The 22,271-nt window shown below is 68.1% G+C and carries 17 protein-coding genes and 1 tRNA gene; 11 read left to right on the forward strand and 7 right to left on the reverse strand.

Annotated features, from left to right (window positions below):
* Positions 1–103: 103 nt before the first annotated feature.
* The 5 genes from F3H57_RS10175 to purC form a co-directional block, all read right to left on the reverse strand.
* Positions 104–1,438, reverse strand: coding sequence for a sigma-54-dependent transcriptional regulator (locus F3H57_RS10175; protein ID WP_149755789.1), 1,335 nt, complete (start codon positions 1,436–1,438; stop codon positions 104–106).
* A 6-nt stretch (positions 1,439–1,444) separates the two neighbouring features.
* The gene (locus F3H57_RS10180; protein WP_149755790.1) at positions 1,445–3,211 is read right to left on the reverse strand and encodes a sensor histidine kinase; all 1,767 of its coding nucleotides are present in this window, start codon (positions 3,209–3,211) and stop codon (positions 1,445–1,447) included.
* A 36-nt stretch (positions 3,212–3,247) separates the two neighbouring features.
* Entirely contained in the window at positions 3,248–3,916 is a 669-nt protein-coding gene (purQ, locus tag F3H57_RS10185; protein ID WP_149755791.1) for a phosphoribosylformylglycinamidine synthase subunit PurQ, read from the reverse strand.
* Positions 3,916–4,146, reverse strand: coding sequence for a phosphoribosylformylglycinamidine synthase subunit PurS (purS, locus tag F3H57_RS10190; protein ID WP_149755792.1), 231 nt, complete (start codon positions 4,144–4,146; stop codon positions 3,916–3,918). Before purS ends, purQ begins: the two co-directional genes overlap by 1 nt.
* Positions 4,147–4,330: 184 nt before the next feature.
* Positions 4,331–5,092: a phosphoribosylaminoimidazolesuccinocarboxamide synthase gene (gene purC / locus F3H57_RS10195; protein ID WP_149755793.1), complete on the reverse strand. Its 762-nt coding sequence runs from the start codon at positions 5,090–5,092 to the stop codon at positions 4,331–4,333.
* Positions 5,093–5,247: 155 nt separating this feature from the next.
* On the opposite strand from purC, the gene F3H57_RS10200 reads away from it, so the two are divergent.
* The 4 genes from F3H57_RS10200 to F3H57_RS10215 all read left to right on the forward strand — a co-directional run bounded on the left by F3H57_RS10200 (position 5,248) and on the right by F3H57_RS10215 (position 9,931).
* Positions 5,248–5,562, forward strand: a complete 315-nt coding sequence (locus tag F3H57_RS10200) for a DUF1476 domain-containing protein (protein WP_149755794.1) — start codon at positions 5,248–5,250, stop codon at positions 5,560–5,562.
* Between the two features lie 210 nt (positions 5,563–5,772).
* Positions 5,773–6,459: a response regulator gene (locus F3H57_RS10205; RefSeq protein ID WP_149755795.1), complete on the forward strand. Its 687-nt coding sequence runs from the start codon at positions 5,773–5,775 to the stop codon at positions 6,457–6,459.
* A 43-nt stretch (positions 6,460–6,502) separates the two neighbouring features.
* Positions 6,503–7,720 carry an FIST N-terminal domain-containing protein gene (locus F3H57_RS10210; protein ID WP_223163037.1) on the forward strand — a complete coding sequence of 406 codons (1,218 nt, stop codon included), beginning with the start codon at positions 6,503–6,505 and terminating at the stop codon, positions 7,718–7,720.
* A 3-nt stretch (positions 7,721–7,723) separates the two neighbouring features.
* Positions 7,724–9,931 (forward strand): hybrid sensor histidine kinase/response regulator, encoded by a 2,208-nt coding sequence (locus F3H57_RS10215; protein ID WP_149755797.1) that lies wholly within the window; start codon positions 7,724–7,726, stop codon positions 9,929–9,931.
* Between the two features lie 181 nt (positions 9,932–10,112).
* Here F3H57_RS10215 and F3H57_RS10220 read toward each other — a convergent pair whose 3' ends face one another.
* On the reverse strand, positions 10,113–11,399 hold the full coding sequence (locus F3H57_RS10220; RefSeq protein WP_149755798.1) for an ATP-binding protein: 1,287 nt from the start codon (positions 11,397–11,399) through the stop codon (positions 10,113–10,115).
* Positions 11,400–11,463: 64 nt separating this feature from the next.
* On the opposite strand from F3H57_RS10220, the gene F3H57_RS10225 reads away from it, so the two are divergent.
* The 6 genes from F3H57_RS10225 to F3H57_RS10250 all read left to right on the forward strand — a co-directional run bounded on the left by F3H57_RS10225 (position 11,464) and on the right by F3H57_RS10250 (position 19,293).
* Positions 11,464–12,372 carry an MBL fold metallo-hydrolase gene (locus tag F3H57_RS10225; RefSeq protein WP_149755799.1) on the forward strand — a complete coding sequence of 303 codons (909 nt, stop codon included), beginning with the start codon at positions 11,464–11,466 and terminating at the stop codon, positions 12,370–12,372.
* Between the two features lie 80 nt (positions 12,373–12,452).
* Positions 12,453–12,527: transfer RNA gene (locus F3H57_RS10230), tRNA-Asn, on the forward strand.
* 829 nt (positions 12,528–13,356) lie between these two features.
* The gene (locus tag F3H57_RS10235; protein WP_149755800.1) at positions 13,357–15,108 is read left to right on the forward strand and encodes a sigma-54-dependent Fis family transcriptional regulator; all 1,752 of its coding nucleotides are present in this window, start codon (positions 13,357–13,359) and stop codon (positions 15,106–15,108) included.
* A 156-nt stretch (positions 15,109–15,264) separates the two neighbouring features.
* Positions 15,265–17,064, forward strand: a complete 1,800-nt coding sequence (locus tag F3H57_RS10240) for an NAD(P)/FAD-dependent oxidoreductase (RefSeq protein WP_149755801.1) — start codon at positions 15,265–15,267, stop codon at positions 17,062–17,064.
* A gap of 114 nt (positions 17,065–17,178) precedes the next feature.
* Positions 17,179–18,237 (forward strand): 2,3-butanediol dehydrogenase, encoded by a 1,059-nt coding sequence (locus F3H57_RS10245; RefSeq protein ID WP_149755802.1) that lies wholly within the window; start codon positions 17,179–17,181, stop codon positions 18,235–18,237.
* Positions 18,238–18,696: 459 nt separating this feature from the next.
* Positions 18,697–19,293 carry a L,D-transpeptidase gene (locus tag F3H57_RS10250; RefSeq protein WP_223163042.1) on the forward strand — a complete coding sequence of 199 codons (597 nt, stop codon included), beginning with the start codon at positions 18,697–18,699 and terminating at the stop codon, positions 19,291–19,293.
* Between the two features lie 104 nt (positions 19,294–19,397).
* On the opposite strand, the gene F3H57_RS10255 is transcribed toward F3H57_RS10250, so the two are convergent.
* Complete coding sequence (locus F3H57_RS10255) at positions 19,398–19,592, reverse strand: heavy-metal-associated domain-containing protein (protein WP_149755803.1); 195 nt, start codon at positions 19,590–19,592, stop codon at positions 19,398–19,400.
* A 155-nt stretch (positions 19,593–19,747) separates the two neighbouring features.
* Here F3H57_RS10255 and F3H57_RS10260 point away from each other — a divergent pair, with 155 nt between their 5' ends.
* The gene (locus F3H57_RS10260) at positions 19,748–22,264 is read left to right on the forward strand and encodes a heavy metal translocating P-type ATPase (protein WP_149755804.1); all 2,517 of its coding nucleotides are present in this window, start codon (positions 19,748–19,750) and stop codon (positions 22,262–22,264) included.
* Positions 22,265–22,271: the final 7 nt, after the last annotated feature.

The following is a 22,271-nucleotide window of genomic DNA, read 5'->3' on the forward strand; positions in this document are numbered from 1 at the left end:
TGGGCCGAGAAATACTCCGGGAGCGCGAGGGCAGCGCCCTCGCCTGGGGGTTTGGGGGGCCTCCCCCAAACATGGTGCGCGCGCGGCAGCGCGCACCGCCGGATCAGAGATAGTCCGAGCGCTGCAGCCCGTACTTCGCCATCTTCTCATTGAGCGTCCGGCGCGGAAGGCACAGCTCTTCCATCACCGCGGAAATCGACCCCTTGTGGCGCCGCATCGTGTTGTCGATGAGCATGCGCTCGAACGCCTCCACGTATTCCTTGAGCGGCTTGCCCTCGGTGGTCATCACCGGCTTCATCTCTTCATGGTCGTTCATCAGGAGCGACGCGATGGTCCCCGTGCCGCGCCGCGACTGCAGCGTCGCGCGCTCGGCCAGGTTGATGAGTTGGCGCACGTTGCCCGGCCACGGCGCCTGCAGCAGCTGCGCCGCCTCTTGGGCGGACACTTCGGGCGCCTCGCAGCCGTATTCGTCGGCGTATTGCTCCGAAAGGCGCGTGAAGAGCGTCAGGATATCCTCGCCGCGCTGGCGCAGCGGCGGAACGGTGATCCGCAGGGCTGCCAGCCGGTAGAACAGGTCCGACCGAAGCGCCGTTTCGCAGGTCTTGCCCTCGTCCTGCAGGTTGCAGATGGCGACGATGCGGGTCTCGGGCGGGTTGCCCTGGTCATTGATCACCGATTGCAGGCGCGCCTGCGCGTGGTCCGACAGCGCCTCGATATCCTCGAGCACCAGCGTGCCGCCGCGTGCCTCCTCGATCGCCGGCAATTGCGGGTCGCCTTCTTCCACCGGCCCGAAGAGCCGCTTGAGCAGGGTCGTCTCGTCCATCGCGGCGCAGGGCAGCAGCACGAACTTCTTGCCCGCCCGGCTGCCGACCGCATGCAGCGCGTGCGCCACGAGCGTCTTGCCGGTCCCGGTCTCGCCGTCGATGAGAACGTGCCCGTCGGCCTGGCCGAGGTCGAGGATGTCCTCGCGCAGCCGCTCCATCGCCGGGGAGGAGCCGATCAGCTTCTGCATGATCTGCGTGCCGTCCGACAACTCCTTGCGGAGCTGGCGATTGTCGAGCGTCAGGCGCCGGGCGGCGGTGGCCTTCTTGGCCAGTTCGGACATCCGGTCGGGGTTGAACGGCTTTTCGAGGAAATCGAAAGCGCCGATGCGCATCGCCTCCACCGCCATCGGCACGTCGCCGTGACCGGTGATCATGATCACCGGCAGCGCGCTGTCCACGCCCATCAGCTTCTTGAGGAACTGGATGCCGTCCATACCCGGCATCTTGATGTCCGAGATGACGATGCCGGGATAATCCGGGGACAGGCCCGTCAGCGCCTCTTCCGCGCTGGAAAAGCTCTCGGTGTCGTATCCCGACAGGGCCAGCCACTGGCTGATCGACTGGCGCATGTCCTTTTCGTCGTCGACGATCGCAATCTTCATGGCCTTCGCCATCGCGCATCACTCCGCGGCTTGTTTGTCTTCTTCTTTCAGGATCGGCAGCTGCATCTCGAAAACTGCGCCACCCCCCTCCGCGTTCCGCGCGGTGAGGCGACCGCCCAGGTCTGCGACGATCCCGGACGAAATTGCAAGGCCGAGTCCGGTGCCGTCGCCGGGCTGCTTGGTGGTGTAGAAGGGCTCGAACAGGGCGTCGAGATCCTCGATCCCGTGGCCGTTGTCGCGCACCGACAGCGTCGCCGTCTCGCCCTCGGCCAGAAGCACCTCGATCTCGGGGTTGCGCACGCTCTTGGTGGCGTCGAGCGCGTTGCGCAGAAGGTTCACCAGCACCTGCTCGATCCGCATCCGGTCGCCCATCACGCGCACCGGGTGATCGGGTGTGATCCGGCTGATCCGGACCTTCCGCACCTTCAATTGTGGCTCCATCATCGACAGCGCCGAGGCGAGCGCCTCGCCCATGTCTACGGGGCTCAGCTCGTCGGCGCCTTTTCGCGCATAGGATTTCAGCTGCCGGGTGATCGCGCCCATTCGCTCGATCAGATCGTCGATGCGATGGAAAGCGGTCTGCGCCTCTTCGGGCCGGTTGCGCCGCAAGAGGAGCCGCGCCCCCGCAAGATACGTCTTCATCGCCGCCAGCGGTTGGTTGAGCTCGTGGCTGACCGCCGCCGACATCTCCCCCAGCGCGGCGAGCTTGGAGCTCTGCTCCAGCGTCTGCTCGGCCACGGCGAGGTTCTCCTGCACCCTCTCGCGCTCCGCGATCTCCCGCTGCAGCCGCGCGTTGAGTCGGCGCAGTTCCGCGCTCTCGCGCTGGAACAAGGCCATGCGCAGCGCCGTCCTGCGCGACAGCGCGTAGAAGGCGAGCGCGGCCAGAAGCGCGAAGACCATGATCTCCAGCGCCAGCACCGCGTTCACTCTTTCGCGCACCGAGGCATAGGTGGTGAAGGAGCTGATCGACCAGCCGCGGAACGGGATGCGCCCGTCGATGCGCATCACAGCTTCGCCGCGCAGGTAGGCGTCGGCGGTGACGGCCGTCCAGTCGGCGGTGGCCTGGATCGCGCGCTCGATCGCCGATCCCGGCGGCTGACGCTCCAGCGCCTCGCTCACCTGCAGGCCGCGCCAGCGCGGCTCCGTGGCGAGGATGATCTGCCCCTCGGAATTGGTCACCAGCACCGCGTCCGAGATCCCCGCCCAGGCCCGTTCGAACTTCGACAGGTCGAGCTCCACCAGGATCACGCCGAGCGCGGTGCCCCCCGCCTCGACCCGCCGCGAATAGAAGAAGCTGAAATCGCCGGTCTCGCGCTGCCGCGTGGTGAAAACCGTGGCATTGGAGCGCATCGCATCGACGAAATAGGGCGCCTGGCGGTGCCCTTCACCCAGACGGTTGCGGTCGGTCGCGGCAACCGTGCGCCCGTCATTGTCGAGCAGCATGAGCGAGGCACCGCCGATCTGTTCGGCATAGAAGATCAGCCGCTGGGAGCTTTGCACGTATTCGCCGGTCTGCAGCGCCCCGATCAACGACTGGTCGAGCGCCAGGAGCTGCGGCACGATGGCGTTGCGCCGGATCTCGGACAGCAGGTTCCCCGAATAGAGTGCGAGCCGCAGCTCCGCCCGGTTGCGGGTGGTCTCGGTGAACCGCTGGGTCAAGAGCTTGTTGGTCACCCACACCGTCGCGACCGCCGCCACGAAGAGGACAAGCAGCGCCGTCCGGACACGCCAGCTCAGCGGTCCGGGTCCGGATGTCTCCTCGCTCGTCTCAGGCGCGTCGGACATGGACCCACCCTAGGCACGGCGGAAAACGGCGGCAAGTCAGGCGAGATCCAATGCACGCGCCAGATGTGCAAAGAGCGCCGCACCGTCGGTGCCGCCCTGGGCGGGATCGGCGGCGCGCTCGGGATGCGGCATCATTCCGAGGACACGGCGATTCTCCGACAGGATCCCCGCGATGTCCTGCACCGACCCGTTGGGATTGCCCTCGTAGGTAAAGGCGACGCGATCCTCGCCGGCCAACCGCTCCAACGTGGCCTCGTCGGCGATGTAATTGCCGTCGTGATGGGCAATCGGCACGCGGATCGTGTCGCCCACCGCGTAGCCCGCGGTATAGAGGCTCTCCGTCGTGGCCACCCGCAGGGGCACGGTACGGCAGATATATTTCAGCCCGGCATTGCGCAGCAGCGCACCGGGCAGCATCCCGGTCTCGGTCAGGATCTGGAAGCCGTTGCAGATGCCGAGAACATATCCGCCGCGCTCGGCATGGGCCTTCACCGCGCCGATCACCGGCGAGGTCGCCGCGATCGCGCCGCAGCGCAGGTAGTCGCCGTAGGAAAACCCGCCCGGCACCGCCACGAGGTCGGTGCCCGAAGGCAGCGCGGTGTCCTTGTGCCAGACCATCTCGGTCTCGATGCCGGCGGCCTTCAGCGCCACGGCGAGATCGCGGTCGCAGTTCGATCCGGGAAAGACGATGACGGCGGCACGCATCACAGGGTCTCGATCCGGTAGCTCTCGATCACCGTGTTGGCCAGAAGGCGCTGGCACATCTCCTCGATGCGCGCCTCGGGCGTGCCGTCGGCGAGCTCGAGCTCGATCACCTTGCCCTGCCGCACGCCCTCGACGCCGTCGAAGCCCATCGCCCCCAGCGCGTGGCGCACCGCCTCGCCCTGCGGATCGAGAACGCCGTCCTTCAGCATCACATGCACCCGTGCCTTCATCGCCTCTCTCCTCGGTGCGCCCGGCTCCGCGGGCCTCTGCCCCTGTCTTCTTCTCGTTCCAAGTACTCCGGGGGTGTGGGGGCCGGCCCCCACGCAGGCCGGCCATCCCGCGCCGCGTTCAACGCCCCTGCCGCTTCCCGGTCCATGTCGCCAGATACCGGACGTTGCCGTCCGTCTTTCGCTTTCAATTGATGAGCGTCGGCTTGGTGATCGGCTGGGAATTCTTCGGCATCACACCGAGCCGCCGCGCGACCTCGGTATAGGCGTCGGCGAGGTCCCCCAAGTCGCGGCGGAACACGTCCTTGTCGAGCTTCTGCCCGGTCTCCACATCCCACAGCCGGCAGCTGTCCGGAGAGATCTCGTCGGCCACGATCAACCGCTGGAAATCGCCCTCGAAGAGCCGGCCGACCTCGATCTTGAAGTCGACGAGCCGGATCCCGACCGCCATCATCACGCCCGACATGAAGTCGTTCACCCGAAGCGCCAGGCTCAGGATGTCGTCCATGTCCTGCTGGCTGGCCCAGTTGAAGGCGGCGATGTGCTCCTCGGTGACAAGCGGATCGCCGAGCTTGTCGTCCTTGTAGTAGTATTCCACGATCGGCCGGGGCAGCGCCGTGCCCTCCTCGATGCCGAGCCGCTTGGACAGCGATCCCGCCGCCACGTTGCGCACCACGACCTCGAGCGGGATAATCTCGCACGAGCGCACGAGCTGCTCGCGCATGTTCAGCCGGCGGATGAAATGCGTCGGCACGCCGACGTTGTTCAGCCCGGTCATGAAGAACTCGGAGAGGCGGTTGTTGAGCACGCCCTTGCCGTCGACCACGTCCTTCTTCTCGGCGTTGAAGGCGGTCGCGTCGTCCTTGAAGTACTGCACGAGCGTTCCGGGCTCCGGACCCTCGTAGAGAATCTTCGCCTTGCCTTCGTAGATCTTCTTGCGACGCGCCATGACGGCCCTTTCGTTGAATGGGTGCAACAGGTGCCTCCCGCCCGCGCATCCTTTAGTGCATGGGCCGCAGTGTCGCAAGCGCGCCCGCCGGCTTGCACAGTGCGGCGCGCAGCGGCATAGCTGCGGGTGAGAGCCAATCTGTCCGGGACCGTATCATGACCACGTTCGACGACCGCGAAAACGCATTCGAAGCCAAGTTCGCCCATGACGAGGAGATGAAGTTCCGCGCCGAGGCACGGCGCAACAAGCTGCTCGGCCTCTGGGCCGCAGAGAAGCTGGGCCTGTCCGGCGAGGCCGCCGACAGCTACGCTCGCGAGGTGGTGAAGGCCGATTTCGAGGAGGCCGGCCACGAGGACGTCGTGCGCAAGGTCGCCGGCGATCTCGGCGACAAGTCCAGCCCCGACGAGATCCGCGCCCAGATGGCGGAATGCCTCCTCGAGGCCAAGAAGCAACTCGCCGAGGAGCACTGAGCCACCCGGCCCATGCGCGGCGGCGGCATCCGCTGCCGCCCCACCCCGGCCGACCGTGCGCCCTGCTCCGCCGCTTCTTCGGGCATCAAGCACTCCGGAGAGCGCGAGGGGTTGGCGCCTCGATCGCGCTAAGACCTTTCGACAGGAGACCGGGCCGCGCCGGGCCTGTAGGCTGACCGGGAACGCCTTCGACCGGACCGGACCTCCGCCATGACCCGCAGCGCCGCATCTCCCGCCCCGTTCGTGCCGTCTTCCGCTCTGGTGGTGGACGACCATCCGCTGTTCTGCGACGCGCTCAGCCTGACATTGACCTCTATCGCCGAGTTCGAACGGATCGAGACGGCGGGCACGCTCGAGCAGGCGCTGACACTCACCGATGCTGAACCCGCCGACATCATCGTGCTCGACCTCAACCTGCCGGACGTGAACGGGCTCGACGGGCTGGTGCGGCTGCGCAAGGCGGCGCCGCGTTCGGCGATCCTCGTGGCGTCCTCGATGGCCGACAACCGGATGATATGTCAGGCGCTCAAGGCCGGGGCCAACGGCTTCGTGCCCAAGCATTCCCAGCGCGGCGTGTTCCGCCGCGCGGTGGAAGCGGTCACCGCCGGCCAGGTTTTCGTCCCCGAAAGCTACATCGACCCCGAAGGCGACGGCGAGGGGGAGTCCGACGCGCTCGCACGGCTCGGCTCGCTGACCAACCAGCAGGCGCGCATCCTCGCGCTGATCTGCTCCGGCAAACTCAACAAGCAGATCGCCTACGAGTTGTCGATCGCGGAAACCACGGTCAAGGCGCATGTCACCGCGATCATGCGCAAGCTCGGCGTCCAGAGTCGCACGCAGGCCGTTTTGATCGCCCAGAACGCAAGTTTCGCGCGGGTCTTGCCAAGCGGCGATTGACGTCCCTATGTTTCATCCCGCCAAGGGGAGGACAGGCACAATCGTGGATGGAGCTCAGAGCGGTCCCGCGTTCCACCCCGCGCCGGGCACCGCGCGGGCCGCAATCCCCGCACCTGACGCCGCCCCGCCCGGGGCCGATGTCCTCTGCGTCACCCAGGTCCCGGCCACCGCCGAGCGCCCGGCACGGGCCGTGGCCGCCGCTCTCGGACCCGGCCCCTTCGCGCTCGTCTGCCTCTTCGCCGCGCCCTCGGCCGATTTCGCCGGTCTCGCGGCGGACTGCGCCGGGCTCTTCGGTGACGCCGAGGTGATCGCCAGCACCACGGCCGGAGAGATCGGTGCGGACGGCTACGAAGAGGACCAGATCGTCGCGGTGGGCTTTCCCGCAGGCCTGTTCGCGGTAACAGCCTACCCCGTCACGCCGCTCTCGGCGCTGGACGAGAGGGTCACCGACGAGCTGATCCAGCGGCGCAGCGCACTGTCGGAGCGGCCCGGCGCCGCCGGCATGGCGGCCGAGTTCGCCTTCCTGCTGGTCGACGGTCTGTCGATGCGCGAGGAGCACCTGACCGCGATGCTCTCGCGCGGGCTCGGCCCGATGCCGCTCTTCGGCGGCTCGGCCGGCGACGGCACGCGCTTCGGCGAGACGCTGCTTGCCCTGAACGGCCGGGTGATGCGCGACGCCGCGCTGGTCACACTGGTGCGTTCGCGCTGCCCCGTGCGGGTATTCAGCCTCGACCACCTGGTCCCGACCGAGACGCGCATGGTGGTGACCGCCGCCGATCCCGAGCGCCGCGTCGTGCAGGAAATCAACGCCGAACCCGCTGCCCGCGAATATGCCCGGCTCCTGGGCAAGGATCCCCACCAGCTCGACCCCTTCGTCTTCGCCGCCTACCCGGTGGCGGTGCGGCTGGGGGACACCCACCATGTCCGCGCAATCCAGCGCGTCAACGAGGCCGGAGAGCTGGTGTTCTTCTCGGCGATCAACGAGGGCATGGTGCTCACCCTCGCCCATCCCGGTGACATGTCGGAGCACCTCGAGCGCAGCCTGGCAGACCTCGGCCGCGACGGCCCGCCGGCACGGATCCTCGGCTGCGACTGCATCCTGCGCCGGATCGAGGCCGGACAGAGCCAGCAGACCCGCGCGATCAGCCGCATCCTCGCGCGCCACCGCGTCACCGGCTTTTCCACCTATGGCGAGCAATTCGGCAGCCTGCACGTCAACCAGACGCTGACCGGCGTCGCGATCTACGCGCCCGAGGGCTGAGCCATGACGCTGATCGATCCCTCCGACGACCTCGCCCGGCAGAACGAGAAACTGGTGAAGATCGCCGAGGCGCTGATGCGCCGGGTCGAACACCAGACCGCGGAATCCGGCGCCGCCTACGCCCAGTTCGAGCGCGCCGCGCTCTTGGAGCAGCGGGTGCGCGAACGCACCCGCGAACTCGAGCGCACGCTGGACCTGCTGCACGATTCCAACGCGCGACTCGCTGCGGCCACCGACGAGGCCGAAGCGGCGCGCCGCAACCTCGCCGATGCCATCGGCACGCTGAACGAGGGCTTCGCGCTCTTCGATCCCGAAGAACGGCTGGTGATGTGCAATGCGCGCTTCTGCCGGGATTTCCGCGACTCGGTGCGCGATCTCGCGCCCGGTCTCGCCTTTGCCGACTATGTCCGCCAGGTCAGTCGCGCGCGCGCGCTGGCCCTGCCGCCGGGCGTGACACCGGAAGACTGGGCGGTGGAACGGCTGCGGCGCCACCGCGACCGGCACGTGATGTTCAATGTCGAACTGACCGGCAATCGCTGGCTGCAGGTCTCCGAACACCGCACGGGCAACGGCGGCACCGTGGTGGTGCAGACCGACGTGACCGACATCGTGCAGATAGAGCGGCAGGAACGCGCGCGGCTGAAGGACAGTCAGGCGCGGATGATCCGCGCCACGCTCGATCACCTCAACCAGGGGGTGGCGATCTTCGACGGCGCAGGCCGGCTGGTCGGCTGGAACGAACGGATCGGCACGCTCCTTGCGATCTCGGCGCGATTTCTACGCATCGGCGCGGGTTTCGACGCGCTGCTCGACAGGCTGCCGCCGGATTTCGCCTTTACCGGTCGCATCGGCCGCGCCGAATTCTCGGGCTGGGCCGACCGGCGCGGCGCAACGGGACCGATCCGCTTCGAGGTGCGGCGGGCCACGAGCCAGGTGCTCGACGTCTTCGGCCAGGGCATGCCCGACGGCGGCTTCGTGCTGTCGGTGACCGACGTGACACAGGAACGCGAGGCGGCCCAGCGGCTGGCGGACATGAACGAGGCGCTGGAGAGCCGGGTGATGGAGCGCACGCTCGACCTCGAGGACGCGCTGGCCGCGGCCGAACGCGCAAACGCCTCCAAGAACCGGTTCGTCGCCGCCGCCTCGCACGATCTGCTGCAACCCCTGTCGGCGGCGAAGCTCCTGATCTCCTCGTTGTCGGACCGGCTCTCGGATCGCACCGACCGGGCGACGTTGGGCAAGGCGGAAAGCGCGCTGACCTCGGCCGAGGCGCTGATCGAGGCGCTTCTCGACATCTCCAAGCTGGAATCCGACCGGCTCAGCTTCGACATCCGCCCCATCGCGCTTGAGGAACTGCTCGCCCCCCTTCGCGACCAGATGGAGGTGCTGGCGGCAGAGAAGGGCCTCGGCCTGACCGTCGTGCCCTCCGGGCTGTGGGTGGAGAGCGATCCGACCTACCTGCGACGGGTGATCCAGAACCTCATCTCCAACGCGGTGCGCTACACCGCACACGGCCGCGTGCTGGTCGGCGTGCGCCGCCGCGGCAGCGCCGCCCGGATCGAGGTGCACGACACCGGCCCAGGCATCGCCGAGGCCGACCAGAGCGCCATCTTCGAGGAGTTCCGCCGCCTCGACGCGCGCGCCAGCCGCAACGACGGCCTCGGCCTTGGCCTGGCGATCGTGGAGCGCGCCTGCGCCCGGCTGGGCCATCCGGTGGGACTGCGCTCCGAGCTCGGGCGCGGCTCGTGCTTCATGGTGAGCGTTCCGGTGGCGGGCCACGGCGCCCGTCCGGGCGCGCCCCGCCTGCGGCCGATGCGGCCCGCGGGGCTGGCCGATGCCGGCCTCATCGTGCTCCTCGTGGAGAACGACCCGGACCTGCGCCGCGCCCTCGTCCAGCTCGTCGAAGGCTGGGGCGTGAGCGTGATCGAGGCCGAGGACGCCGACGGCGCGCTGGATCTGCTGGACGACCTCGACCTCGTGCCGGACGCGGCCCTTATCGACCAACAGCTCGGCCCCGGGCGGCCCGGCACCGCCCTCTACCAGGCGATCCGCGAGCGCTGGGGCGCTGTGCCCACGGCGATCATCACCGCCGACCGTTCCGACGCGCTGCGCCGAGATTGCGCCGCCCTCGGCCTGCCACGGTTGCTGAAACCGATCGACCGGACCGCCCTCGCACAGTTCCTCAAGGACACCGCCGCTCCACCGGTCTGAGCGCGCGCCCGCGCCGCCACCGTCGGCCCCCGGAGATCGCGCCCCCGCAAGGGGCGCTCGGCTGCCGAGGAAGCCGGACGCCGTCCCACCTCGCGCCATGCTCCTGCTTCTTCGGGCCTCAAATACTCGATTCCGTCCGCCAAGCCCCCCGCCCGCCGGGCTTCCGCACAACCGCGAGGCCCTACCGCGCGATGACGATATCCGCCCGCAACCCGCCCAGACGCTCGCTCTCGCCGAGGCGCAGCACGCCGCCATGGGCGCGGGCGATGTCGGCGGCGATCGCCAGCCCGAGGCCAACCCCCGTCCCCCGATCCTGGTTGCGCGCCGGATCGAGCCGCACGAACGGGCGCAGCGCGTCCTCGCGCCGGTCCGGGGCGATGCCGGGGCCGTCATCCTCGATCCGGATGCGCAACGACTTGTCCGACAGACGCACCGACACCTCCGCCCGGCTGCCGTAGCGCACCGCGTTGCCGATGAGGTTCTCCATCGCCCGGCGGATCGCCACCGGCCGAAGCGGCACCGTCCCGTCCCCTTCCACGAAAGCGAGCGTGACCACGTGGCCCTCACGTTCCGAATCCGCGACCACCGCGCGCACGAGCGTCACGGGATCGGTCGGCTCAGCCTGTCCGCTCGCGGCATTGTCGCGCGCGAACTCCAGGAATGCGTCGACCAGCCGCTGCATGTCGTCGACGTCGCGCAGGAGCGGCCCGGCATCCTCCTCGTCCAGCATCGACAGGCCGAGTCTCAGCCGGGTCAGCGGCGTGCGCAGGTCGTGGCTGATCCCCGACAGCATCAGCGTGCGCTGTTCGATCTGGCGTTCGATCCGGTTGCGCATGTCCAGAAAGGCGGCGCCGGCCGAGCGCACCTCGGTTGCACCGGAGGGCGAATAGGGCACGTTGCGCCCACGGCCGAACGCCTCGGCCGCTTGCGCCAGACGGGTGATCGGACGCAGCTGGTTGCGCAGGTAGAGATAGGCGATCGCGGTCATCAGCGCGCCGAAGACCACCATGTTGACCAGCAATTGGTGCGGATTCGAGGCCGACACCCGGTCGCGGTCGAAGCTGAACCTGAAGGTGTCGCCCCCCCGCTGCACATAGAGGATCGCCTCCTGGTCGGTCGGCAGGATCACGCGCCGCAGGCCCGGAATCGTCTCGCGCAACTCGCGGATCACGACGCGGCCCGAGAAATCCCACCAGCGGCGCAGGTCCCGCGCCGGCACCTCCTCTGCGGTCACGCTCACCTGCGACAGGTCGAGCATGTCCGGCAGCCACCTCCGCTCCGTCGCCAGCGCGGCGTTGACCTGCCGCGCGAGCTGGCCCGAAAGCTGCTCCGTCACGCCTTCGAAATGGCGCTGGATGAACACCACAGACACGACAAGCTGCAGCACCACCACGGGGGCGACGAGTATCAGGAAGGCGCGCGCATAGATCCCGCGCGGCACATAGCGTTTGAGCCAACCGAAGGTCATGCGCTAGGCATAGGCCGAAGCGCGGCGGGAGGAAACTGCCCCGTGGTCCCCAGGAAAGGCTCCGATGACCCACACCGACCCCACAGCGGCTTACGGGACGCCCGAGCGCCTGGCCCCCGGCCTGTCCCGCCTGGTGGCACCCAATCCCGGGCCGATGACGCAGCGCGGCACGAACACGTATCTGCTGGGCGACACCGAGATCGCGGTGATCGACCCCGGCCCCGCGCACGAGGCGCATCTCGCGGCGATCGTCGGGGCACTGGCACCCGGCCAGCGGATCACGGCGATCCTCGTCACCCACGCGCATCTCGACCATTCGCCGCTGGCGCGCCCGCTCGCCCGCCGCACGGGCGCACCGGTCCTGGCCTTCGGGGATGCGCGGGCCGGCCGCAGCCCGGCGATGGAACGCCTTGCCGCGACGGCGGAGATAGGTGGCGGCGAAGGGGTCGACGCGGACTTCGTTCCCGACCGCACGCTCAACGATGGAGAGGTCGTCGCCGGCGCCGGCTGGCGGCTCGAGGCGCTGCACACGCCGGGCCATTTCGGCAATCACCTGTGCCTGGCCTGGAGCGATACGCTCTTCACCGGCGACCTGGTGATGGGCTGGGCCAGTTCCCTGGTCTCGCCGCCCGACGGCGATCTGACCGACTTCATGGCCTCGCTCGAACGGCTGTCGGCCCGGCCTTGGTCGACCTTCCATCCCGGCCACGGCGCTCCGGTAACGTCACCGGCGGCGCGGCTGGCCGGGCTCCTCGCCCACCGCCGCGCCCGGGAGGCATCGATCCTGTCGGCCCTCGCCGAGGGACCAGCCACGCCCCAGACGCTCGCCGCGGCGATCTATACCGAGACGCCGACCGCACTGCTCCCCGCGGCCGAGCGCAATGTCCTGGCTCATCTCATTGATCTGACACAGAGAAACCTGATCGTGCCCGAGGGCGACCCGACGCCGACTGCTCGCTTCGCACGACTCTGAGGGCTGTCTAATTTTCTTCGACTTTCTCGCCGCGGCCCTCTGGACCCCGCCCGGCACCCTTGCTATATGCGCTCCCGTGTTCCGGCGTAGCTCAGCGGTAGAGCAGTTGACTGTTAATCAATTGGTCGTAGGTTCGATCCCTACCGCCGGAGCCAAAATCCCCAGCGAGCGACTGAAATCCAAGGATCCGAGATCCATACCCGGGGCTCGATGACGAGGTTAACCACCTCCACGCCACGGTGCTTACAGGATCGGCGTGTCTGTGACGATCCAGCCGGGGACATGAGAAACCGAACCGCATCGAAATAACGTTCCGCTGCTATTCGCTTCGCCCCACCGGCCAACCGGCGCCAAGATACTGGCAAGCGGCCTCAGCGAAACGAGCGCCCCGGTCTTCGTCCCGAATACGGCGACAAATACGATGGTGCCCGAAACGCAGGCCTTGCTGCTGGAGAACCACGCGCGCTTCGAGATCGGGACATGCGGGCGCGCTTGTTCGGCCACGGGCCCCTCAGCGCCGAAACCGTCTGCTTGAGCTCGGAGCCGAGGACCGGATCATCCCGGACGCCAGGGACACGGCTCTCGGTCAGCCATGACCACACGATGCCGTCCATCGTTCGGGCCAGCTTCAGGGATCGCAATATGGGTCTGTGACCTTGGGTCTTGACCGCAAGGAGGCCGGCGTCCGCACCGGCACGGAGTTCGGTGACGCCTTGTGACACTGCGATGTTCGAGCGCTTCCTCGACATACTCGGACGACCTGCTCCGGCGCCGCTGCGTCCGCAGCGTTGCTGAGGCGGCGATCTTAGCTTCATGAGGGTCCGTCACACTCAGGAAATCCAACCTTGCGCTACCACGGCCTCGCGATGGCCCGCGGCCGCTGCTCGGGCAGCCGACGTCCTGCGCATCATGCCCCCAAAGTTGAACTGCCCGTCCGCCCCGGGCCTGCTACTCTCGTCGCGACGTGGGCCGAGGGAGGAAGGCATGCACGACAACGAGCACGTGAACGAGATCGACCGCGTACTGCGCGGATACGAGACCGGACGCGACGGGCTGGTCTCGGACAGTTGGCGGCGGTGCGTCGAAACCTACGGGATGGACCCGACGCGCCCGGACCCGGCGCATATCGTCACCGATGCCGAGCTGCGCCAGCACCGCGAGCAGTCCGAGCGGCTGATCGCCACCGCCCGCTCCGGCCTTCAGGCGCTTTTTCGGCAGGTCGCCGGGCAGAACTACGTCCTGCTGCTCGCCGACGCGAAGGGTGTCTGCGTCGATTTCTTCGGCGATCCGCGCTTCGAGGACGAGCTCCGCCGCGCCGGGCTCTATCTGGGCTCGGACTGGACCGAAGACCTCATGGGGACGTGCGGTGTCGGGTCCTGCATCGTGACCGGCGAGGCCGTGACCATCCATCAGGACGACCATTTCGGGCTGGCCCATACGCCGCTGTCCTGCACCGCGGCGCCGATCTACGACACGTGCGGTCAGCTCGCCGCAGTGCTCGACATCTCGCTGCTCCGCTCGCCCAGCCCGAAATCGAGCCAGAACCTCGCCATGAACCTCGTGACGGCCTCGGCCAGGCGGGTCGAGATGGCGAACCTGATGGCGATGACCCGGCGCGAATGGGTGCTGCGTTTCTCGATCTCGCCGGAATTCCTCGAGGTCGACCCCGACGCAGCCGTCGCGCTCGACGGATCGGGTCGGATCGTCGGCATGACCCGCGGTGCAAGAGACTGCCTTGCGCAGGACATGCCGGACGGACCGCTCGGGCGACGGATCGACGAGTTCATGGAGCTCTCGGTCGACGACCTGCCCGACCTGATGCGCGGGCGTCCGACGGAAGAGCGCGTGCTGCGCCTGAAGGACGGCCGCGGCATGTTCGGCCATGCGATCGCGCCACAGGCGCCGCGCCAGACCCGGCTGCGCCCCGCTCAGACGCTGCCGGGAGGATTGTCGAGCTTCGCGGGCCCCGATCCGGCGCTACAGCAACTGCTCGACCACGCCGCGCGTCTCGCGCCAACCTCCATCCCGCTCCTGCTGTCGGGCGAAACCGGAACCGGAAAGGAGCGGCTCGCCCGCGCGATCCATATGTGCGGGCCGAAGGGCCGGGCCTTTCACACAACGCGATGTGCCGGGGCGGAGCCGGCAGCTTTTTCCGAACTCGTGGATGCCAAGCCGGGCACTCTGTTCCTGCGCGGAGTCGAGGATCTCGGCCCGCAGTCACAGGCTGCACTTCTGGACCTGTTCGAGCAGCGCGACGATCTGCGTACGGTCGCCTCGACCCGCACCGATCTTGCCACTCTGCGCGACATCGGCGCGCTCCGGCCCGACCTCTACTACCGGCTTGCCGGAGCGAGCCTGACACTGCCGCCGCTCCGGCACCGGCGCGATTTCGGTTGGCTTCTCGACCGCCTGCTGAGATGCCGCTCCGGCGGGGAACTGCGCCTGAGCGCGGCCGCCCGGGCCGACCTCGAAGGGCGCGACTGGCCCGGCAACATTCGCGAACTCGCGCATGTGCTCGACGTGGCCGCGGCGCTCGCGGAGGGCGCGGTGATCGACCTGCCCGAGCTTCCGCGGCCGAGCGCGACGCGCTGCGACCCCGAGGCGCCCGGGACCGACCTCGAGGCACTCCTCGAAGCCTGTGGCTGGAACATGGCCCGGGCGGCACGTCGTCTTGGCGTGAACCGCTCGACCGTGCTGCGCCGGATGCGCAAGGCAGGCCTCGCTCCGACGAACTGAGCGGATCGTTGCGCGGGTCGCGTTGCACGCCGTTGCGCCCGCAACATGCAACGGCCGAAGTGGCGGAATCCTCGTCGCCAGGCCGCAAAACCGGTAGTGTCCGAGCGCCGTCATCCTCCAGCCTTCGCCCGTGGAGTTTCGAAGAGGAGGAGACCGATGCTCGATTCAACCGTGGCCGACCAGACGCAGGCAGTCCTGGACGCCTTCGGCAAGGCGCTGGAGGAGGGTGACATCGCGACGGCGAAGGAGATGTTCCTGGAGGAGTGTTACTGGCGCGATCTCGTGACCTTCACCTGGAACCTCAAGACCGTGGAGGGCAAGGACCAGGTGGAGGATATGCTTCGCCACCAGCTCGCCACAACCAAGCCGCGCAACTGGCAGTTGGCTGACGGGGAAATGCCGGCCGAGGAGGACGGCGTCACCACAGCGTGGATCCAGTTCGAGACCGAGCTCGCGCGCGGCTACGGCCTGATGCGCCTCAAGGACGGGAAGATCTGGACGCTACTCACAACAATGGTGGAGCTTAAGGGCTTCGAGGAAGCCAAGGGCTTCGACCGTCCCCTCGGGGCGAAGCACGGCGCCGGCAAGAACCGCGAGAGCTGGGCCGAAGAGCGCGCGCGCGAGGCGGAGGAGCTCGGTTACACCAGACAGCCTTACGTGCTCGTGATCGGCGGCGGCCAAGGCGGCATCGCGCTCGGCGCGCGGCTGCGGCAGCTTGGCGTGCCCTCGCTGATCGTCGAAAGGAACGATCGGCCCGGGGACAGCTGGCGGAAGCGGTACAAGTCGCTCTGTCTGCATGACCCGGTCTGGTACGATCACCTGCCGTACATCAAGTTTCCCGACAACTGGCCCGTCTTCGCGCCGAAGGACAAGATCGGCGACTGGCTCGAGATGTACACCAAGGTGATGGAGCTGAACTACTGGACCCGCACCACGGCGAAATCCGCCGAATACGACGAGGCGGTCAAGGAATGGACAGTCGTCGTGGACCGCGACGGAGAGGAGGTCGTCCTCAGGCCCAAACAGGTCGTGATGGCGACCGGCATGTCCGGCAAGAAGCGGATGCCCGACTTTCCCGGCATGGACACGTTCAAGGGCGAGCAGCACCATTCGTCCGAACATCCCGGCCCGGACAAGTATGCCGGAAAGAAGTGCGTGGTCGTCGGCTCGAACAATTCCGCTCACGACATCTGCGCCGCGCTCTGGGAGCATGACGCCGACGTCACGATGGTCCAGCGATCCTCGACCCATATCGTGCGCTCGGACAGTCTGATGGAGATCGGACTCGGCGCGCTTTATTCCGAAGAGGCGGTGCAATCGGGCATGACCACCGAGAAGGCGGATCTCATCTTCGCCTCCCTGCCCTACAGGATCATGCACGAGTTCCAGATTCCGCTCTACGACCGGATGCGCGAGCGCGACAAGGACTTCTACGACGGTCTCGAGAAGGCCGGCTTTCAGCTCGACTGGGGCGACGACGGATCGGGGCTCTTCATGAAGTACCTGCGGCGCGGTTCGGGCTACTACATCGATGTCGGCGCGAGTCAGCTCATCATCGACGGCGAGGTGAAGCTCAAGTCGGGCCAGGTGACCGAGGTGGTCGAGGACGGCGTGATCCTGGACAGTGGCGAGAAACTCGAGGCGGACCTGATCGTCTACGCCACCGGCTACAACTCCATGAACGGCTGGGTGGCCGACCTCATGGGTCAGGAGATGGCCGACCGCGTGGGCAAGGTCTGGGGCCTCGGTTCGGACACCACCAAAGATCCCGGTCCCTGGGAAGGCGAGCAGCGCAACATGTGGAAGCCCACCCAACAGGAGCACCTGTGGTTCCACGGCGGCAATCTGCACCAGTCACGGCACTATTCGCAGTTCCTCGCCCTGCAACTGAAGGCGCGGATGGAGGGGCTTCCGACGCCGGTCTACGGTCTTCAGGACGTGCATCACCTCGGCTGAGCGCCGTTTCGAGATACGCGGCCACCGGTGCTGCGGCACCGCGCCCGCGCCCCCCGTGCCCGCCTTCTCCCTCGGGCACGGGGCCGGACCCTGTTGAAGGAAGGAACTGCAGCCATGAAGGTAGCACGCTGGCATAAGGCCAAGGACATCCGCGTCGAGGATGTGGAAGAGCCGTCGCCCGGACCGGGACAGGTCAAGATCAAGGTCGCCTGGACCGGAATCTGCGGCAGCGACCTTCACGAATATCTCGCCGGGCCGATCTTCGTCCCCGTGGGCGACCGGCACCCGCTCAGCCACGACGCGGCGCCCATTGTGATGGGGCACGAGTACTGCGGCGAGGTGACCGAACTGGGCGAGGGCGTCGAGGGTCTCTCGGTCGGCGACCGCGTCGCGATAGAACCGATATTTTCCTGCGGTGACTGTGCGCCCTGCCGGGACGGTAAGTACAACCTCTGCGACAGCCTCGGTTTCGTCGGCCTGTCGGGAGGCTGGGGCGGGTTCGCAGCCTATTCGGTCGTGCCCGCGCAAATGGCACACAAGATGCCGGACGGTCTGTCGATGGAACAGGGCGCGCTGGTGGAGCCCGCGGCGGTCGCCCTGCACGCCGTGCGGCTCAGCCAGATCAAGGCCGGGGACCGCGCGGCGGTGTTCGGCGCGGGGCCGATCGGACTGCTGGTTGTCGAGGCGCTGCATGTCGCGGGCGCCTCGGAGATCCAAGTGGTCGAACCGTCCGAGACCCGCCGCGCCAAGGCAATGGAGCTTGGCGCGACGCACGCCATCGACCCGGGCGAGATCGACCCGGCCAAGGCGATCGTCGCGGCGACGGGCGGCGGAGTGGACGTATCTTTCGAGGTCACCGGCGTTCCGTCGGTCCTGCCCCAGACGATCGACGCGACCCGGCACGAGGGTCAGGTTCTGGTGGTGTCGATCTGGGAATCCGAAGCGGCGTTCCACCCCAATACCGTTGTGCTGCGCGAGCGCCAGATCAAGGGCAGCATCGCTTATCGCAACGTCTATCCCGCCGTCATGGCGCTGATGATGCGCGGCTATTTCTCCGCCGACAAGCTTGTGACCAAGCGAATTCCAATCCACGACATTGTCGCCGAAGGGTTCAAAACGCTGGTGAACGAGAAGTCCCAGATCAAGGTTCTGGTCGAAGCACCGGCGCAGTAGCGGTCCGGCTTGAAGACGCCGGGAGCCGCCGGTTTGCGGCTCCGGGCTACTTTCCCTAGCATACCCGGCAGGGCGAGACGGGCACCGCGTGGCGGACAGTGCCCATCCGTCTCCGAGAGGCGAAGGATATCGGGCCGAGGATGCAGGGCTGCCCGGTCTGGACGAACCCGGCCGATGCAAGAGGCAGGCGCAAGCCGCGGGCGCTTGCGAAAGCCGGCCCGGCCCGGCAGACGTGAGGCCAGACCCCGGCGCCGCCAACACGATCCCGCAGAATCGGACCGTCTACGTCCGGCCCGAACGCGGACCGGAGGGATACTTATGTCCCGCCGAAGCGTATGGCTTGCATGGAAATCGCGCGGCGCCCTCGAACGCGACGGCGCTCGCCGCCGCGCTTACCACCGACGACCCGCGCACGAATGCCGGTGCGGACGCAACTTGAAGGCTTGAGAATTGACACGTCTGACACGCAGAAAACTCCTGCTCGGGGCAGCAGGCTCGGTCCCTGGCTTGATCGGCTTGCCCGCATTCGGGCACCAGGCCCCGGACTTCGACAGCCAGATACAGCCGGACGGCCTGCCGCCCGACATGCAACCGCAACTCGTGGAGATCGGCTTCGGCCTGGCGCCGTTCGAGATACATGTCGATCCGGGGGTTTTCGCGCTCTACTGGACGCAGCCGGACGGGTGGGCCTGGCGCTATCCGGTCGGGATCGGACGTCCCGGGCTATACGAGGACGGAGAGTTCTACGTCGGCGCCAAGAAGAAGTGGCCGAGCTGGACTCCGACCGAGGACATGATCGAACGCGACCCCGAGCAATACGCGCAATACAGCGACGGCATGGATGGCGGCCCCGGGAATCCGCTGGGCGCACGCGCGCTCTATCTCTTTCAAGAGGGGCGCGGCGACACGTTCCTGCGCATCCACGGCACCGATGATCCGTCGACGATCGGACGGCGCGTCTCGAACGGATGCGCCCGCCTCACGAATGCGCAGATCCTCGATCTCTACGATCGCGTACCGGAGGATACGCGCGTCGTGCTCTACCCGACGCTCTGACACGTCGCGCAGGCCGCGCGAGCGCCGGGAACGCGGCCTGATTTGGCAACAGCCCGGATGCGCGCCGCCGCGCGAGGCCTCGCCGGTGATCGGGACGCGGACCTTCAGGCGGCCGGCCGAGCGTCGTAGCCCGCGTCACGGATCGCCGCCTGCACCTGGTCCGGCTCGGCGCCCATCACTTCCACGATCCTGGAGCCCAGATCGCAGCTGACGGTGGCGCCCGGAGCCTTGGCCTTGAGTTCCTTCTCGATCGCCGCCGTGCAGTGGCCGCAGCTCATGTCGGGAACGCTGAATTTCATCGCGCTGGTCCTTTTTCGTCCTTGCCGGCAGGATGTAGGGCCTCCGCCCGCTGGAAGGTCAAGGCCGCGGAACGACGCCAATACCTCTTGACCCTCCAGTGACTGGAAGCATTACCTGTCCCCGCAGATCACGGACTCATTCCGAGAGGTGCGCCATGCCAGATTCCCGATCCATCGCACTCGCCGTCGACGGCATGTCCTGCGCCTCCTGCGTCGGGCGTGTGGAACGCGGCCTTGCGGCCATTGACGGCGTCGAAGACGTCAACGTCAACCTCGCCACCGAAACCGCGCACTTCGATGCTGACGGTCCCGCGCAGGTGGTCGAAGCCGTCCGCACGCTCGAGGCACTGGGCTATCCGGCGCGCACCAGCACGGTCACGATGAACGTGGCAGAGATGTCCTGCGCCTCCTGCGTGGGGCGCGTCGACCGGGCGCTGGCGGCCGTACCGGGGGTCATCTCCGTGAACGTCAACCTCGCAGCGGAGACGGCCACGGTGACCTACGCCGAAGGCGCGGTCACGCCGGAGGCCCTGGCGAAGGCCGCGAGCGGGGCCGGCTACCCGGCCGAGATCGCAGAGCGCGCCGCTTCGGAAGATCGCGATGCACGCAAGGAGGAGGAGAGCGGTACGCTGGCGCGGAACACCGCGGTCGCCGCGGCGCTCGCCCTGCCCGTCTTTCTGCTGGAGATGGGAGGACATGTCGTGCCCGCCTTCCATCACTGGATCGACGCCACCATGGGGCGCGAGACAAGCTGGTTCCTTCAATTCGTCCTGACCACGCTCGTGCTCGCCGGGCCGGGGCGCCTGTTCTACCGCAAGGGGCTGCCCGCGCTGATCAAGGGCGCCCCCGACATGAACAGCCTCGTCGCGGTGGGCACCGGCGCGGCCTATCTCTACTCCGTCGTCGCGACCTTCCTGCCTGCGCTTCTGCCCGAGGACGTCCGTGCCGTCTATTTCGAGGCGGCGGCGGTGATCGTCGTGCTGATCCTTCTGGGCCGCTGGCTCGAAGCGCGCGCCAAGGGGCGTACTGGCGCCGCGATCCGCAAGTTGATGGGTCTTCAGGTCCGCACGGCGCGCGTCCGGCGCGGCGGCGAGACCGTCGAAGTCGCGGTGGACGATCTGCGCTCTGGCGACGTGCTGCTCGTGCGCCCGGGCGAGCGCATCGCCGTCGACGGCGAGGTCATGGAGGGCAGCAGCCATGTCGACGAGAGCATGATAACCGGCGAACCCGTCCCGGTCGAGAAGGCCGAGGGCGCTGGCGTGACCGGCGGCACCGTGAACGGCGCCGGCAGCCTGACGTTCCGGGCCACTCGGGTTGGTGCCGACACCACACTCGCCCAGATCATCCGCATGGTCGAGGAAGCGCAGGGCGCCAAATTGCCGATCCAGGGCCTCGTCGACCGCATCACCCTGTGGTTCGTGCCCGCGGTGATGAGTGTCGCGGTGCTGACCGTGCTTGTGTGGCTGATCTTCGGCCCCTCCCCCACGCTGACGCTGGCGCTGGTGGCGGGCGTCTCGGTCCTCATCATCGCCTGCCCCTGCGCCATGGGCCTCGCCACACCAACCTCAATCATGGTCGGCACCGGACGCGCGGCCGAGATGGGCGTGCTTTTCCGCAAGGGCGACGCGTTGCAGGAGCTCTCCGGCGTGTCGGTGGTGGCGCTCGACAAGACCGGCACGGTCACAGAGGGGCGGCCCGAACTGACCGACCTCGTATTGGCCGACGGCTTCGACCGCCAGAGCGTGCTCTCACGCGTCGCGGCGGTCGAGGAGCGCTCGGAGCACCCCATCGCCGAGGCCATCCTGCGCGCCGCGCGGGCCGAAGACGCACCGCGCATGACCGCGCGCGATTTCGAGACGGTGACCGGCCACGGCGTTTCGGCGCGTGTCGAAGGCGCGGAGGTGCTCGTGGGCGCCGAGCGGATGATGACCCGCGCGGGCCTCGACATCGGCACCATGTCCGAGCGCGGCGCTGAACTGGCCCGGCGCGGCCGGACGGCGCTGTACGCCGCCGTCGACGGCAGGCTTGCAGCGGTGATCGGCGTGGCCGATCCGGTGAAACCCGCCAGCCGGGCCGCGATCGAGGCGCTGCACGCTCAGGGCCTGCGTATCGCGATGATCACCGGGGACCGACAGGAGACCGCCGAGGCCATCGCCTCCGAGACCGGGATCGACAACGTGATCGCAGGCGTGCTGCCCGACGGAAAGGTCGCGGCGCTCGAGGAGCTGCGCTCGGGCAGCGGCCGCATCGCCTTCGTCGGCGACGGCATCAACGACGCGCCCGCGCTGGCTCATGCCGACGTGGGCATTGCCATCGGCACCGGCACCGACGTGGCCATCGAGGCCGCCGACATCGTGCTTATGTCCGGCGACTTGCGCGGCGTGGTGAACGCGTTCGAGGTCTCCAGGCGAACCATGCGCAATATCCGCGAGAACCTGTTCTGGGCCTTCGCCTACAACACTGCACTGATCCCGGTGGCGGCCGGAGCGCTCTACCCCGCCTTCGGCATGCTGCTTTCGCCGGTGCTGGCGGCCGGTGCGATGGCTCTCTCGTCGGTCTTTGTGCTGACCAACGCGCTGCGCCTGCGCCGCATCGCCCCCGCGATGGATGAGGGCGACACACCCCGGCGGACGGCGCGGGAACCGGCCCCCCACCCGGCCCCGGCCGAATGACGGAGAT

This window comes from Roseivivax sediminis, assembly GCF_900112685.1.
Taxonomy (GTDB): Bacteria; Pseudomonadota; Alphaproteobacteria; order Rhodobacterales; family Rhodobacteraceae; genus Roseivivax; species Roseivivax sediminis.

Coding starts and splice junctions, on each gene's coding strand:
- F3H57_RS10175 (WP_149755789.1), bottom strand. CDS start 1,438: ATGGCGAAGGCCATGAAGATTGCGATCGTCGACGACGAAAAGGACATG.
- F3H57_RS10180 (WP_149755790.1), bottom strand. CDS start 3,211: ATGTCCGACGCGCCTGAGACGAGCGAGGAGACATCCGGACCCGGACCG.
- purQ (WP_149755791.1), bottom strand. CDS start 3,916: ATGCGTGCCGCCGTCATCGTCTTTCCCGGATCGAACTGCGACCGCGAT.
- purS (WP_149755792.1), bottom strand. CDS start 4,146: ATGAAGGCACGGGTGCATGTGATGCTGAAGGACGGCGTTCTCGATCCG.
- purC (WP_149755793.1), bottom strand. CDS start 5,092: ATGGCGCGTCGCAAGAAGATCTACGAAGGCAAGGCGAAGATTCTCTAC.
- F3H57_RS10200 (WP_149755794.1), top strand. CDS start 5,248: ATGACCACGTTCGACGACCGCGAAAACGCATTCGAAGCCAAGTTCGCC.
- F3H57_RS10205 (WP_149755795.1), top strand. CDS start 5,773: ATGACCCGCAGCGCCGCATCTCCCGCCCCGTTCGTGCCGTCTTCCGCT.
- F3H57_RS10215 (WP_149755797.1), top strand. CDS start 7,724: ATGACGCTGATCGATCCCTCCGACGACCTCGCCCGGCAGAACGAGAAA.
- F3H57_RS10220 (WP_149755798.1), bottom strand. CDS start 11,399: ATGACCTTCGGTTGGCTCAAACGCTATGTGCCGCGCGGGATCTATGCG.
- F3H57_RS10225 (WP_149755799.1), top strand. CDS start 11,464: ATGACCCACACCGACCCCACAGCGGCTTACGGGACGCCCGAGCGCCTG.
- F3H57_RS10235 (WP_149755800.1), top strand. CDS start 13,357: ATGCACGACAACGAGCACGTGAACGAGATCGACCGCGTACTGCGCGGA.
- F3H57_RS10240 (WP_149755801.1), top strand. CDS start 15,265: ATGCTCGATTCAACCGTGGCCGACCAGACGCAGGCAGTCCTGGACGCC.
- F3H57_RS10245 (WP_149755802.1), top strand. CDS start 17,179: ATGAAGGTAGCACGCTGGCATAAGGCCAAGGACATCCGCGTCGAGGAT.
- F3H57_RS10255 (WP_149755803.1), bottom strand. CDS start 19,592: ATGAAATTCAGCGTTCCCGACATGAGCTGCGGCCACTGCACGGCGGCG.
- F3H57_RS10260 (WP_149755804.1), top strand. CDS start 19,748: ATGCCAGATTCCCGATCCATCGCACTCGCCGTCGACGGCATGTCCTGC.